General features: G+C 71.7%; 13 protein-coding genes and 1 pseudogene. 7 read left to right on the forward strand and 7 right to left on the reverse strand.

The annotated features are described in order from the left end of the window. Positions 1-44: 44 nt before the first annotated feature. Both qcrC and ctaE read right to left on the reverse strand, forming a co-directional pair. Positions 45-845 (reverse strand): cytochrome bc1 complex diheme cytochrome c subunit, encoded by an 801-nt coding sequence (gene qcrC, locus CMS_RS03490; RefSeq protein ID WP_012298127.1) that lies wholly within the window; start codon positions 843-845, stop codon positions 45-47. A gap of 26 nt (positions 846-871) precedes the next feature. Further along, a complete protein-coding gene (gene ctaE / locus CMS_RS03495) occupies positions 872-1,510 on the reverse strand; it encodes an aa3-type cytochrome oxidase subunit III (RefSeq protein ID WP_012298128.1) in 639 nt (212 codons plus the stop codon). A 79-nt stretch (positions 1,511-1,589) separates the two neighbouring features. Between ctaE and trpD the strand changes: the two genes are divergently transcribed. Both trpD and CMS_RS03505 read left to right on the forward strand, forming a co-directional pair. Further along, positions 1,590-2,645 (forward strand): anthranilate phosphoribosyltransferase, encoded by a 1,056-nt coding sequence (trpD, locus tag CMS_RS03500; RefSeq protein WP_012298129.1) that lies wholly within the window; start codon positions 1,590-1,592, stop codon positions 2,643-2,645. Positions 2,646-2,692: 47 nt separating this feature from the next. Beyond that, positions 2,693-3,439: an SOS response-associated peptidase gene (locus CMS_RS03505; RefSeq protein ID WP_012298130.1), complete on the forward strand. Its 747-nt coding sequence runs from the start codon at positions 2,693-2,695 to the stop codon at positions 3,437-3,439. Between the two features lie 87 nt (positions 3,440-3,526). Here CMS_RS03505 and glpK read toward each other — a convergent pair. Then, positions 3,527-5,045 (reverse strand): annotated as a pseudogene (glpK, locus tag CMS_RS03510) (glycerol kinase GlpK). A gap of 29 nt (positions 5,046-5,074) precedes the next feature. After that, positions 5,075-5,881, reverse strand: a complete 807-nt coding sequence (locus tag CMS_RS03515; protein WP_012298131.1) for an MIP/aquaporin family protein — start codon at positions 5,879-5,881, stop codon at positions 5,075-5,077. A gap of 227 nt (positions 5,882-6,108) precedes the next feature. On the opposite strand from CMS_RS03515, the gene dhaK reads away from it, so the two are divergent. From dhaK to dhaM, 3 genes are read left to right on the forward strand one after another with little or no spacing between them, the layout of a single operon-like run. Then, positions 6,109-7,110 carry a dihydroxyacetone kinase subunit DhaK gene (gene dhaK / locus CMS_RS03520; RefSeq protein WP_012298132.1) on the forward strand — a complete coding sequence of 334 codons (1,002 nt, stop codon included), beginning with the start codon at positions 6,109-6,111 and terminating at the stop codon, positions 7,108-7,110. A 3-nt stretch (positions 7,111-7,113) separates the two neighbouring features. Further along, positions 7,114-7,767 carry a dihydroxyacetone kinase subunit DhaL gene (gene dhaL / locus CMS_RS03525; protein WP_012298133.1) on the forward strand — a complete coding sequence of 218 codons (654 nt, stop codon included), beginning with the start codon at positions 7,114-7,116 and terminating at the stop codon, positions 7,765-7,767. After that, positions 7,764-8,498, forward strand: a complete 735-nt coding sequence (dhaM, locus tag CMS_RS03530; RefSeq protein WP_012298134.1) for a dihydroxyacetone kinase phosphoryl donor subunit DhaM — start codon at positions 7,764-7,766, stop codon at positions 8,496-8,498. Before dhaL ends, dhaM begins: the two co-directional genes overlap by 4 nt. Before the next feature lie 25 nt (positions 8,499-8,523). On the opposite strand, the gene CMS_RS03535 is transcribed toward dhaM, so the two are convergent. Beyond that, the gene (locus CMS_RS03535) at positions 8,524-8,940 is read right to left on the reverse strand and encodes a YchJ family protein (RefSeq protein WP_012298135.1); all 417 of its coding nucleotides are present in this window, start codon (positions 8,938-8,940) and stop codon (positions 8,524-8,526) included. 92 nt (positions 8,941-9,032) lie between these two features. Between CMS_RS03535 and CMS_RS03540 the strand changes: the two genes are divergently transcribed. Next, positions 9,033-9,548, forward strand: a complete 516-nt coding sequence (locus CMS_RS03540) for a mycothiol transferase (protein WP_012298136.1) — start codon at positions 9,033-9,035, stop codon at positions 9,546-9,548. A 45-nt stretch (positions 9,549-9,593) separates the two neighbouring features. Here CMS_RS03540 and CMS_RS03545 read toward each other — a convergent pair whose 3' ends face one another. Next, complete coding sequence (locus CMS_RS03545) at positions 9,594-10,085, reverse strand: glutathione peroxidase (RefSeq protein ID WP_012298137.1); 492 nt, start codon at positions 10,083-10,085, stop codon at positions 9,594-9,596. A 67-nt stretch (positions 10,086-10,152) separates the two neighbouring features. Beyond that, positions 10,153-11,913, reverse strand: coding sequence for a glycerol-3-phosphate dehydrogenase/oxidase (locus CMS_RS03550; protein WP_012298138.1), 1,761 nt, complete (start codon positions 11,911-11,913; stop codon positions 10,153-10,155). 109 nt (positions 11,914-12,022) lie between these two features. Here CMS_RS03550 and CMS_RS03555 point away from each other — a divergent pair, with 109 nt between their 5' ends. Next, positions 12,023-12,982: a sugar-binding transcriptional regulator gene (locus tag CMS_RS03555; protein WP_041464367.1), complete on the forward strand. Its 960-nt coding sequence runs from the start codon at positions 12,023-12,025 to the stop codon at positions 12,980-12,982. Positions 12,983-13,018 lie beyond the last annotated feature (36 nt).

The following is a 13,018-nucleotide window of genomic DNA, read 5'->3' on the forward strand; positions in this document are numbered from 1 at the left end:
TGCGTGCCTCTCCTGTGTTCTTGTGCGGGTCATCGATGCGGGCGTCAGTTGGACCGGGCCGTGAGCCACACGGTCAGGGCGACGATGCCGCCGAGGCCGAAGATCCACATGAAGAGCCCCTCGGAGACCGGGCCGAGCCCGCCGAGGTTCGCGCCGCCGACCGTGCTGTTCTCCTCGATGTACTGCAGCGACGTGATGATGTCGCGCTTGTCCTCCGGGGAGATGTTGGTGTCGTTGAACACCGGCATGTTCTGCGGGCCCGTGACCATGGCCTCGTAGATGTGGACCGGGGCCACGCCCTCGAGGCTCGGGGCGAACTTGCCCTCGGTGAGGGCGCCTCCGGCCGCGGCCACGTTGTGGCACATGGCGCAGTTGATGCGGAAGAGCTCTGCGCCGTTGGCGGCGTCGCCCTTCCCGTCGAGGTACTGGCCGTCTGGGATGGCGGGACCGGGGGCGAGGGAGGCGACGTAGGCCGCGAGCTCCTTCACCTGGGTGTCCGTGAACTGCGTGGGCTTCTCCGGCGCCTGGACCGTGGTGCCCTGCAGCGGCATGCGACCGGTGCCGACCTGGAAGTCGACGGACGCCGCGCCGACGCCGATGAGGCTCGGGGCGACCCCGGTGCCGGTGGCGTCCATCCCGTGGCAGGTGGCGCAGTTCGAGCCGAAGAGCTTCTGGCCCTCGTCGATGGTCTGCGCGGACTTCAGGTCGACCTCGGCCGACGCGCTGCCCGACTGGATCATCGCGTAGGCACCGCCCGTGGTGAGCAGGCCGATGGCGAGCAGGGCGATGGTGGTCAGGGGGCTGCGGCGACCGGTTCGACGGGCGCGTGCTGTCTTGGTGCTCATGCTGTGGTTGATGCTCCCGCTCGGTGCTATTTGAGGACGTAGATGACCAGGAAGAGCCCGATCCAGACCACGTCGACGAAGTGCCAGTAGTAGGACACGACGATGGCGCTCGTCGCCTCCCTGTGTCCCATGGACCGGACTGCGAAGATGCGCCCGATGACGAGGAGGAAGGCGATGAGCCCGCCGGTGACGTGCAGGCCGTGGAAGCCCGTGGTCATGTAGAACGCCGAGCCGTAGGCGTTGCTGCTGAGCGTGATGCCCTCGGTGACGAGGGTGGCGTACTCGAAGATCTGGCCGACGACGAAGATGGCGCCGAGGGCGTAGGTGAGGAAGAACCACTCGACCGTCCCCCACTGGCTGGGCTTCCATCCCGTGGCGCGCGCCTGCAGGCGCTCCGCCGCGAACACGCCGAACTGGCAGGTGAACGAGCTGGACACGAGGATGAGCGTGTTCACGAGGGAGAACGGCACGTTGAGCCGGCCCGCCTCGAACTCCCAGAGGGCGCCGGACGTCGAGCGCAGGGTGAAGTAGATCGCGAAGAGACCCGCGAAGAACATCACCTCGCTGCCGAGCCACACGATGGTGCCGACGGCGACCGTGTTCGGTCGGTTCACCACCGGCGCGATCGATACTGGGGAGATTGAGGTCGTCGTCACAGGTTCCATTATGACCTAGGCCGACGGCACCCGATGCCCACCCGGCCGCCCGTGAGATCCGATCCAGGCGCTCGTTAGGCTGACCGCCATGCCCTCCGCCCCGACCTGGCCCGCGCTCATCACCACCCTCATCGAGGGGCGCCACCTGTCGGTGTCCGAGTCCACGTGGGCCATGCGCCAGGTGATGCGCGGCGAGGCCACTCCCGCGCAACTGGGCGGGCTCCTGGTCGCTCTGCGCGCTTCGGGCGAGACCGTCGACGAGATCGTCGGCTTCCGCGACGCGGTGCTCGAGGACGCGCTGCCGCTCGACGCGGATCCACGCGCCCTCGACATCGTGGGGACGGGAGGGGACCCTTACGGCGCGGTCCTCAACATCTCGTCGGCGGCGTCGATCGTCGCCGCCTCGACGGGCGTGCCCGTCATCAAGCACGGCAACCGCGGGGCGAGCTCCGCGTCGGGCGCGTCCGACGTGCTGACCGCCCTCGGGATCGACCTGACGATCGCGCCCGAGCGGGTGGCCGCCGTGCTCCGCGAGACCGGCATCACGTACGCCCACGCCGCCCTCTTCCACCCGGGCTTCCGGCATGCCGCCGCCACGCGGCGCGAGTTGGGCATCTCCACGCTGTTCAACGTGCTCGGGCCGCTCTGCAACCCGGCGCGCCCCGAGGCGTCGGCCGTGGGCGTCGCCGACCTCTCCCGCGTCCCGCTCATGGTGGGCGTGTTCCGGACCCGCGGCGCCACGGCGCTCGTGTACCGGGGCGACGACGGGATCGACAAGCTCACGACCACCGGGCACAGCCACATCTGGGAGGTCAGCCGGGGCGCGGTCACCGAGCACGACCTCGACCCGCTCGAGCTCGGGATCCCGCGCGCCCCCATCGAGGCGCTCCTCGGCGAGGGGGTGGAGGAGAACGCGGAGGTGATCCGGCGCGTCCTCGCCGGCGAGCCGGGTCCCCAACGCGACGTCGTTCTGCTGAACGCGGCGGCGGGCCTCGAGGCCTTCGATCTGATGGGCGATCCCACCCGCGTGCAGCAGCCCATGGCGCGCCGCCTGCGCGAGAAGGTGACCGTCGCCGCCGAGGCCGTGGACTCCGGTCGCGCCGCCGCCAAGCTCGAGGAGTGGGCGGCCGCGACCCGCGCCTGATCCGCATCCGGCCGGTCGATGTCGCGCGTGCGGCGGATGATGGACGCATGTGCGGGAGATTCGTGGTGGCGCGGGCGACGGGCGACCTCGTCGGGGACTGGGCGGTCGACGACGTCGAGGGCGACGACCCGGCCCCCTCGTGGAACGTCGCGCCGACGACCACGGTCCGCATGGTCGCCGACCGGCGTCCGCGCGACGATGCGGACGGCGCGGTCCGCCGCGTCCTGACCGGCGCCAGGTGGGGGATCGTCCCGCCGTGGGCGAAGGCCGTGCAGGGCGCCCCGCTCATCAACGCGCGCGTCGAGACGGTCATGGAGAAGCCGACGTTCCGCAGGGCCGTGCTCACGCGGCGCGCCGTCGTTCCTGCGGACGGGTACTACGAGTGGCAGGCGACCGCCTCCGGCAAGCAGCCCGTCTACCTGCACGGCGAGGACGAGCGCCCGCTGGCCTTCGCCGCCGTGTACGAGCACTGGCGGGACCCTGCCGTCCCGGAGGGGGAGCCGGGCGCGTGGCTGCGCAGCCTCGCCATCATCACCTCCGCCGCGAGCGACGCGCTCGGGCACATCCACGACCGCACGCCGGTGATCGTGCCGCGCGACCGGCTGGACGAGTGGCTGGACGCGGGGACGGCGGCGGTCGACGACGTGCGCCACCTGCTCGGTTCGCTCCCGGAGCCGCGCCTCGTGCCGCGGCTCGTCTCGACGCGCGTCAACAGCGTGCGGAACGACGGGCCGGACCTCGTGGCGCCCGTCGACAGGGAGCCCGCGGGCCACGGGCAGCCGACGCTGATCTGACGCCGCGGTGCCCGCCAGCCGGCCCCGGGAGACGACGCGCGCCCCGCCAGCGGGGCTGACGGGGCGCGCGGATGGTGCCGGTGCGGTCTACTGCACGTCGTCGTCGACCCAGTCGAAGGTCTTCGTGACGGCCTTCTTCCAGAGGCGCAGTTGGCGCTCGCGCTCGGCGTCGTCCATGTCCGGCGTCCAGCGGCTGTCCTCCTGCCAGTTCTGGCGGAGGTCGTCGAGGTCCTTCCAGAAGCCGACGGCGAGGCCCGCGGCGTACGCGGCGCCGAGCGCGGTGGTCTCCGCGACGACGGGGCGCACGACCGGGACGCCGAGGATGTCGGCCTGGAACTGCATGAGCAGGTTGTTGGCGATCATGCCGCCGTCGACCTTGAGCTCCGTCAGGTCGACGCCCGAGTCCGCGTTGACCGCGTCGAGCACCTCGCGCGTCTGGAAGGCCGTGGCCTCCAGCGCGGCGCGGGCGATGTGTCCCTTGTTGACGTAGCGCGTGAGGCCCACGAGGGCGCCGCGGGCGTCGGAGCGCCAGTACGGCGCGAACAGGCCGGAGAACGCGGGGACGAAGTACACGCCGCCGTTGTCCTCGACCGTGGCCGCGAGCGTCTCGATCTCCGCGGCGCTCGACACGAGGCCGAGGTTGTCGCGCATCCACTGCACGAGCGAGCCCGTGACCGCGATGGATCCCTCGAGCGCGTAGTGCGGCTCCGCATCGCCCAGCTTGTAGCCGAGCGTCGTGAGGAGGCCGTTCTGCGAGTGGATGATGTCGGTGCCGGTGTTGAAGATCAGGAAGTTGCCGGTGCCGTACGTGTTCTTCGACTCGCCCTGGTCGAACGCCGCCTGGCCGAACGTGGCCGCCTGCTGGTCGCCCAGGATGCCCGCGATGGGCACCTCGCGGAGGAGGCTGGAGGACTCGACCTGGCCGTAGACCTCGGAGGAGCTCTTGATCTCGGGGAGCATCGAGCGCGGCACGTCGAAGGCGGCGAGGATCTCGTCGTCCCACTGCAGCGTCTCGAGGTCCATGAAGAGCGTGCGCGACGCGTTCGTGACGTCCGTGACGTGCACGCCGCCGTCGGTGCCGCCGGTGAGGTTCCAGAGGACCCAGGTGTCCGTCGTGCCGAACATGAGGTCGTCGGCCTCGGCCTTCTCGCGTGCGCCCTCGACGTTCTCGAGGATCCAGACGATCTTCGTGCCCGAGAAGTAGGTGGCGAGCGGCAGCCCGACCTTCGGCTTGAAGCGCTCCACGCCGCCGTCCTCGGCGAGGCGGTCGACGATCTTCTGCGTGCGGGTGTCCTGCCAGACGATCGCGTTGTAGACGGGCTTGCCCGTGGTGCGGTCCCACACGACGGCGGTCTCGCGCTGGTTGGTGATGCCCACGGCCTCGACGTCGTGGCGCGTGATGTCGGCCTTGGACAGCGCCTGGCCGATGACCTCGCGCGTGTTGCGCCAGACTCTCCATCGGGTCGTGCTCGACCCAGCCGGCGCGGGGGAAGATCTGCTCGTGCTCGAGCTGGCCGGTGGAGACGATGGATCCGCTGTGGTCGAAGACGATGGCCCGCGTGCTAGTGGTGCCCTGGTCGATGGCGACCATGTACTTCTCGCTCATGTGGTCTCTCCTAAGAGGTTCGGGGTGTTCTAGAGGATGGGGAGCAGCGCGTAGGACGCGAGGCCGGCGAGGACGCCGCCGATGGCGGGGCCGACGACGGGGACCCAGGCGTAGGACCAGTCGCTCGAGCCCTTGCCCTTGATGGGGAGGATCGCGTGCGCGATGCGCGGGCCGAGGTCGCGGGCCGGGTTGATGGCGTAGCCGGTCGGTCCGCCGAGCGACGCGCCGATGCCGACCACGAGGAGTGCGACGGGGATGGCGCCGAGGGCCGAGAGTCCGGCGGGGGTGGCCGCGTCCGCGTCCGGGTTGTTCGCGAGGCTGAAGCCGAGGATCACGATGACGAGCACGAAGGTGCCGATGATCTCCGTGACGAGGTTCCAGGCGTAGTTCCGGATGGACGGGCCGGTCGAGAACACGCCGAGTTTGGTGGCCGCGTCGGGCTCCTCGTCGAAGTGCTGCTTGTAGGCGAGCCAGCAGAAGACCGCGCCGATGATCGCGCCGACCATCTGGGCGAGGATGTAGACGGGGACGCTCGCGACGTCCTCGATCTTGCCGGCGGCCAAGAGGCCGAGCGTGACGGCCGGGTTGAGGTGCGCGCCGGACGCGTACGACACGGTGACACCGGCGAAGACCGCGAGGCCCCAGCCGAAGTTCACCATCAGGGTGCCGCCGGCGAGCCCCTTCGACTTGATGAGCGCGACGTTCGCCACGACTCCGCATCCGAGGAGGACGAGGAGGGCTGTGCCCACCGTCTCCGACAGGAAGATGACTCCAAGATCCACTGCGTGGTGCTCCGATCGTTCGTCGAGGCGCGGGGGCGGCCTCTGCCGCATCATCGCGGTGGGACCAATCTAGTGCCGGGGGAGCGGCCGGGCCGGTCGCGGCTGGCCGCTCCGCGACATGGATCCCGGCCCACGGGGGGAGGGGCGTAAGGGCTGTCGGTGCGCGTGCGCCCGGGCGTATGTTGGCGACACACCCGAGTCGCCGCCGACCGAGTCCGTCCTCGATCCGGCTCGGATGCGCGGCTGCCGTCCGGCCGCCCGAGACCCGTGAGGAGCCGGCCGTGAAGAAGCTGATCAACGACCCGAGGGCGGTGGCCGACGAGGCCGTCCGGGGCTTCGCCTCCGCCCACCCCGACCTGGTCGCCCTGAGCGCGGATCCGCTCTTCGTCCGACGCGCGGAGCCGACCCGACCTGGCCGCGTCGCCGTCGTCAGCGGCGGCGGCAGCGGGCACGAGCCCCTGCACGCCGGCTTCGTGGGACACGGGATGCTCGACGCGGCCGTGCCCGGACCGGTGTTCACGAGCCCCACCCCAGATCCTGTGGTCGCCGCCACCCTCGCCGTCGACGGCGAGGCCGGCGTGCTGCACATCGTGAAGAACTACACGGGCGACGTCCTCAACTTCGAGACCGCGGCCGAGCTCGCGGAGGCGGAGGGCGTACGGGTGCGGACGGTCGTGGTCGACGACGACGTCGCGGTCACCGACTCCCTCTACACGGCCGGCCGCCGCGGGGTCGCGGGCACCGTGCTCGTGGAGCGCATCGCGGGCGCCGCGGCCGAGCGCGGGGACGACCTCGATGCGGTGGCCGCGATCGCCGGGAGGGTGGTGGGGCAGGTGAGGAGCATGGGCGTCGCCATCCGGGCCTGCACCGTCCCGCACGCCGGCGAGCCGAGCTTCGCGCTCGAGGTCGACGAGATGGAGATCGGCATCGGGATCCACGGCGAGCCGGGCCGCGTCAAGCTGCCCCTCGAGCCGGTGGACGCCATCGTGGAGCGCCTCCTCGACCCCGTGCTCGAGGACCTCGCGGCGCCGTCCGGCAGCCGGGTGCTTCTGCTCGTGAACGGGATGGGCGCGACTCCGCTGTCGGAGCTCTACATCGCGTACCGCCGCGCGGCCGCCGTGCTCGAGGAGGCCGGGCTGACCGTCGCCCGGAGCCTCGTGGGAGACTACGTCACGGCCCTCGACATGGAGGGACTGTCCCTCACGGTGCTGCTGCTCGACGACGAGCTCGTCGACCTGTGGGACTCGCCCGTGCAGACCGCCGCTCTGCGGTGGGGGAGGTAGCTCATGGCACTCGGGACCGACTGGGTCGTCGCCTGGATCACGGAGGCGGCGCGCGTCATCGCCGACCAGCGCGGCGCGCTCATCGCCCTCGACCGCGAGATCGGTGACGGCGACCACGGCGAGAACCTCGACCGGGGCTTCGGTGCCGTCACGGCCAAGCTCGCGGGCCTCGCGTCCGACGCCGCGCCCGCCGACGCGCTCAAGGCCGTGGCCACCACGCTGATCTCCACGGTCGGCGGCGCGTCCGGCCCGCTGCTCGGGACGGCGTACTTGAAGGCGGCAGCGGCCGTCTCCGGCCGAGCCGACCTCGACGCGTCGGCGATCACCGACCTCCTCGAGGCCGCCGTGGGCGGGATCGTCCTCCGCGGCAAGGCCGAGCGGGGCGACAAGACGATGGTGGACGCGTGGGCCCCGGCCGCAGAGGCCGCGCGTGCGGCCGCCGACGCGGGATCCGCACCCGCCGACGCCCTCGCTGCCGCCGCCGACGCCGCCGCGCGCGGGGCGGAGGAGACGGAACCGCTCGTGGCCCGCAAGGGACGTGCCTCCTACCTCGGCGACCGCGCCATCGGCCACCGCGACCCGGGGGCGCAGTCGTCCGCGCTCATCCTGCGCGCGGCGGCCACGACGGCCGCCGACGCCGACGGGGGCGCATCGTGAGCGTCGGCCTCGTGCTCGTCTCGCACAGCGCGCTCATCGCGCATGGGCTGGTCGACCTCGCCCGGCAGATGGCGCCGACCGTCGCGCTCATCCCCGCGGGTGGGTCCGGCGACGGCACGCGCGAAGACGCGGGCATCGGCACGAGCTTCGACGTCGTCTCCGCGGCGCTCGCGGAGGCGGAGGGCGGCGACGGCGTCGTGGTCCTCGCCGACCTCGGATCCGCGTACCTCACGGCGGAGACGGCCGTCGACCTCCTCGACGAGGACACCGCAGCCCGTGTCGTCGTTGTGCGTGCGCTGCTCGTGGAGGGTGCGGTCGCCGCCGCGGTCGCCGCCGAGACGGGCGGATCCCTGGAGGACGTGGCCGCGGCCGCCGCATCGGCCGCCGGCGTCGACGCCGCCGAGGACGCCGACGCGGGGCTCGCGCCGGATCCGAACGCCGACGGCACCGAGCCCGCGCCCGCCGGCGGTGCGGGCATCGTCCGCGGAGAGGCCACCCTGGTCAACCGCGACGGGCTGCACGCCCGACCGGCGGCGGACTTCGTCACACGCGCGTCCGCCTACTCCGCGGCCGTCACGGTCAACGGCCAGAACGCCGCCTCGCTCCTCGGCGTCATGGCCCTCGGCCTCACCCGGGGCGCGCGCGTCGTCATCGAGGCGACGGGCGACGACGCGGAGGAGGCGGTCACCGCGCTCGTCGAGCTCATCGAGTCGGGGTTCGGGGAGGTCTGACGACAGGCGTCGCGACGGGCGGCGATCAGTGGGCGTCGAGGTAGACCCATGCTCCCGAGTGCCGGGCGAAGCGGCTCGCCTCGCGTTGGCTGCCGCGCTCCCCGCCGTGCCGGAAGGCGGCCTCGAAGCCGACGACGCCCGTCGCGTCATCGGGACCGCCGAGCGCGGTGCGATGGATCGTCAGCCGGAACCAGCGCATGGACGGCTCGACCTCGATCTCCTCGGGGCGCGTCGACGGGTGCCAGCTGCGGGCGAGGTACGCGGCGTCGCCGCGTGCGTAGGCCGAGAAGCGGGAGCGCATCAATCGCTCGGCGGTCGGGGCGGGCGCGTCGCCCCGGTGCAGCGGACCGCAGCATGCTCCGTACGGATCGCCGCTCGTGCACGGGCACCACGCGTCGTCGTCCGGCGTCGACCACGGGGCGTCGGGGGAGAGGCGCGTCATGCCCCGAGCCTCCCACGCCGGTGGCCGGGAGCAGGATGGGAGGGGCGGCCGTCCACGTGGACCCGCCTGACCCATGACCCGAGGAGAGCACCATGACCCCCGCCACCGACCTGCTCGTGGACGCCTACGGGCGCATCGTCGAGATCGTCCGCGACGCCGTCGACGGGCTCGACGTGGACGACCTCGCCTTCCGCCCGGACGCCGAGGCCAACTCCATCGGGTGGCTCGTCTGGCACCTCGCCCGCGTGCAGGACGCCCAGGTCGCCGACGTCGCCGGCCAGGAGCAGACCTGGTCGACCGGGGGATGGGCCGAGCGCTTCGCCCTGCCGTTCGACGGGTCGGCGACCGGGTACGGACAGTCGTCCGACGACGTCGCGGCGCTCGAGGGCGTCACCCCCGAGCTCCTCGTCGGCTACCTCGAGGCCGTGCAGTCCGCGACGCTCGCGTACCTCGCGGGGCTCGACGACGCCGAGCTCGACCGCGTCGTCGATCAGGACTGGACGCCGCCCGTCACCCTCGGAGCCCGCCTCGTCAGCGTGCTCGCTGACGACCTCCAGCACGCCGGGCAGGCGTCCTATCTCGCCGGACTCGTGGCCCGTCGTCGCTGACCGCCGGACGCGCGCTCGCGTTCGCGCGGCCGACCCGAGCCGTGATCAGGCGGGGAGCTCGGCCTCGATGAGCGACACGATCTCGGGCGCGTCCGGCTCGACCGTGGGCCGGAAGCGGTGCACGGCTCCCGACGGCGTGACGACGAACTTCTCGAAGTTCCACTTCACACGGCCGGCCTTCCCCTCCGCGTCGGGCGTCTTCGTCAGCTCCGCGTAGACGGGATGCGCGGACCTGCCGTTGACCTTGACCTTCTCCATCATGGGGAAGGTGACACCCCACGTGGTGGAGCAGTACTCGTCGATGGCCTCCGCGGATCCGAGCTCCTGCAGGAACTGGTTGCTCGGGAAGCCGATGACCGTGAAGCCGCGCTCCCCGTAGGTGCGCTGCAGCTGCTCGAGCTTCTCGTACTGCGGCGCGAGGCCGCAGCGCGAGGCGACGTTGACGACGAGCACGACCTTGTCGGCGTACGCGCCGAAGGTGGTGGCCTCGCCCTGGAGGGTGGTCAGCGGGATCTCGTCGAGCCGGGGATGCGTCATGCGCCGACCGTAGTCCCGTCCCCTGACAGCGCCTCCCGGATGCGGATCGGATCCGCGGCGCTCCGCGCTAGTTCGCGAACTCCATGACGGTCGCGTCGGCCGCGACCTTCGTCGCGCCCACGTCGACGCCGTGGTACGTGAGCAGCGTGTCGACGGTGTCCTGGATCTCCGCGTCGCGCTCCTCGCCGGTCCAGCCGAGCACCTCCTGCAGCACGTCGGCGATCTCCGCGAGCATCTCGTGCGTCACGCCGCCGACGAAGGCGAGGTTGGTGCGACGGAGGACGACGTCGGCGAGGTGCACCGCGTCCTCGTGCGTGGCGAAGTACGCGATCTCGGCGCGCGTCAGCTGCGGGTCGGTCGCGAGCGGCGTGGACGGCTGTCCGGAGAGGACGTCGATGACGCTCGTGGCGCGCGTGCCGTAGCGGTTGAGCAGGCGGTCGACCTGCTCGGTGCCGATGCCCTCCGCGCGGGCTGCCTGCGTCGCGATCCAGCGGGCACGGGCGGTGCTGGAGGACGGAAAGTCCTTGCCGCCGCCGATGGGCATGCCGGTTGTGTCGACAGAGCGCTCCACGCCGAGGCGCGTGGTGGCCTCCGTGGAGAGGTGCGCCGACAGGGCGCGGAACGTCGTCCACTTGCCGCCGACGAGGCTGAGCACCTTGCTGCCGGAGAGGCCCTGGATCTCGGTCTCGACGATGCGGTAGTCCCGCGACACGAAGCCGGGCGCGGTGTCCTCGTGGCGCGGCAGCGGACGGATGCCCGAGTAGCGGTACACGATGTGGTCGCGGTTCAGCTCGATCTGCGGGAAGACGTGCTTGACGAGGTCGAAGAAGTAGTCGACCTCCTCCTCGGTGCAGACGGCCGGCTCCCTCGGATCGGCGTCGATGTCCGTGGTGCCGATGAGCACGCGGCCCTTGAGCGGGTAGATGAGGACGATGCGGCCGTCGTTGTTCTCGAAGAAGATCTCGCGGCCCTTGGTGGCTTCGAGCAGCTCGGCGTTGTCGACGACGATGTGCGAGCCCTTGGTCCCGCCCATGTACTTCGTGTCACCGCCCATGGCCTCGTTGGTGAGGTCGGTCCAGGGGCCGGACGCGTTGACGACGACGTCGGCCGTCACGACGAACTCGGTGCCCGAGATCACGTCGCGCAGCTTCACGCCGCCGTCGGCGACGCCCACGGCCTCGAGGTAGTTGGCGCTCCGCGCGTGGTCGCCCGCGGCCAGGCCGTCCTTGAGCACGTCGAGCGCGAGGCGCTCGGGCTCGTGGACGGAGGCGTCGTAGTAGGTGCCGGTGAACTTGACGTCCTTGTTGAGCGCGGGCATGTCCTCGCGGGCGGCCTTGCCGATGCGGAAGCGGTGGCGCGGGACCGAGCCGCCGTCGCGGGAGAAGGAGTCGTAGAGCGTCATGCCCACGCTGATGAGGAGGGCGCCGCGCTCCTTGGTGGAACGCTGCTTGTGCGTCAGCATGCGCAACGGCGCGTTGAGGATGCCGGAGAACGTGGAGAAGATCGGCATCGTCGTCTGCAGCGGCTTCACGTAGTGGGGCGCGATGCGGATGAGGCCGTTGCGCTCCTCGACGGACTCGCGGACGAGGCGGAACTCGCCGTTCTCGAGGTAGCGGATGCCGCCGTGGATCATGTGCGAGCTCGCCGCCGAGGCGCCCGAGCCGTAGTCGGCGCGCTCGACGAGCACGACGTCGACGCCCTGGAGCGCGAGGTCGCGGAAGGTCGCGATGCCGTTGATGCCGCCGCCGATGACGAGCACCTTCGCGCTCGGGCGGTCGTGGATGCGGGCGACGTTATCCCGCAGTTCGGTCTTCTTCGACGTGGTCACGAGGTGGCTTCTCTCTGTTGAGACGTGCGTGGTGCGCGTGCTGTGCCACCATCCTCCGCCTGCGAACGAATTGGACCTAGCCCGTGCACGAATGTGCAAGGCTCGCGTCATGGTCGACGGCATCGCGCACGAGCGCACCCAGGACGCCCTGCGCGCGGCGCACCTCTACTACATGCAGGACCTGACGATGGAGGCCATCGCCCGCGAGCTCGGCACGAGCCGCTCGTCGGTGTCCCGGCTCCTCTCCTTCGCCCGCGAGACGGGGCTCGTGGACATCCAGATCCGCTCGCCGCTCGACCTCGCCACCGTGCTGGGGGAGCAGCTCCACGACCGCTACGGCGTGGTCGCGCACGTGGTGCCCGTCCCCGACCAGACGAGCGACGTGGACCGCGTCGACCGGGTGGCGCTCTCGGCTGCACGGATGCTCACCCAGTACGTCGACTCGAACATGGTCGTCGGCGTCGCCTGGGGCTCGACCGTCAGCACGGTCAGCCGCTACCTCGTGCCGAAGCCGACGCACAACACCCTCGTGGTCCAGCTCAACGGGGCGGGCAACGTCCGCACCACCGGGATCATGTACGCGAGCGAGATCCTCCGCCGGTTCGGGCAGGCGTACGGCGCGACCGTGCAGCAGTTCCCCGTGCCGGCGTTCTTCGACGACCCGGCCACGAAGCAGGCGCTGTGGCGCGAGCGCAGCACGAAGCGCGTGCTCGAGCTGCAGGAGCGGATGGACATGGTGCTGTTCGGCGTCGGCTCCCCGGTGGCCCTCGTGCCGAGCCACGTGTACTCGGGCGGCTACCTCGAGCGGTCGGACCAGCGGGCGCTCGACGCCGACGGCGTGGTGGGCGACGTCTCCACCGTCTTCTTCCGCGAGGACGGCTCATCGGCCGACATCGCCATCAACGCGCGGGCCAGCGGGCCGGACCTCGCGACCATCCGCCGGGCGCCGCGCCGCGTCTGCGTGGTCGCGGGGGCGTCGAAGGTGCGCAGCGTCCGGGGGGCGCTGGCTGCCGGGCTCGTGACGGACGTCGTGCTCGACGAGGGGACGGCTCGCGCGCTGCTCGCATGACGCGGTAGACGACAGCGAATCAGCCATGGGCCGGGA

The organism is Clavibacter sepedonicus (assembly GCF_000069225.1).
Taxonomy (GTDB): Bacteria; Actinomycetota; Actinomycetes; order Actinomycetales; family Microbacteriaceae; genus Clavibacter; species Clavibacter sepedonicus.

Excerpts from the sequence above, each read along its gene's own strand:
- CMS_RS03555 (WP_041464367.1), top strand. The coding sequence starts at position 12,023 with ATGGTCGACGGCATCGCGCACGAGCGCACCCAGGACGCCCTGCGCGCG.
- CMS_RS03515 (WP_012298131.1), bottom strand. The coding sequence starts at position 5,881 with ATGATGCGGCAGAGGCCGCCCCCGCGCCTCGACGAACGATCGGAGCAC.
- CMS_RS03505 (WP_012298130.1), top strand. The coding sequence starts at position 2,693 with ATGTGCGGGAGATTCGTGGTGGCGCGGGCGACGGGCGACCTCGTCGGG.
- trpD (WP_012298129.1), top strand. The coding sequence starts at position 1,590 with ATGCCCTCCGCCCCGACCTGGCCCGCGCTCATCACCACCCTCATCGAG.
- ctaE (WP_012298128.1), bottom strand. The coding sequence starts at position 1,510 with ATGGAACCTGTGACGACGACCTCAATCTCCCCAGTATCGATCGCGCCG.
- CMS_RS03545 (WP_012298137.1), bottom strand. The coding sequence starts at position 10,085 with ATGACGCATCCCCGGCTCGACGAGATCCCGCTGACCACCCTCCAGGGC.
- CMS_RS03540 (WP_012298136.1), top strand. The coding sequence starts at position 9,033 with ATGACCCCCGCCACCGACCTGCTCGTGGACGCCTACGGGCGCATCGTC.
- qcrC (WP_012298127.1), bottom strand. The coding sequence starts at position 845 with ATGAGCACCAAGACAGCACGCGCCCGTCGAACCGGTCGCCGCAGCCCC.
- dhaL (WP_012298133.1), top strand. The coding sequence starts at position 7,114 with ATGGCACTCGGGACCGACTGGGTCGTCGCCTGGATCACGGAGGCGGCG.
- CMS_RS03535 (WP_012298135.1), bottom strand. The coding sequence starts at position 8,940 with ATGACGCGCCTCTCCCCCGACGCCCCGTGGTCGACGCCGGACGACGAC.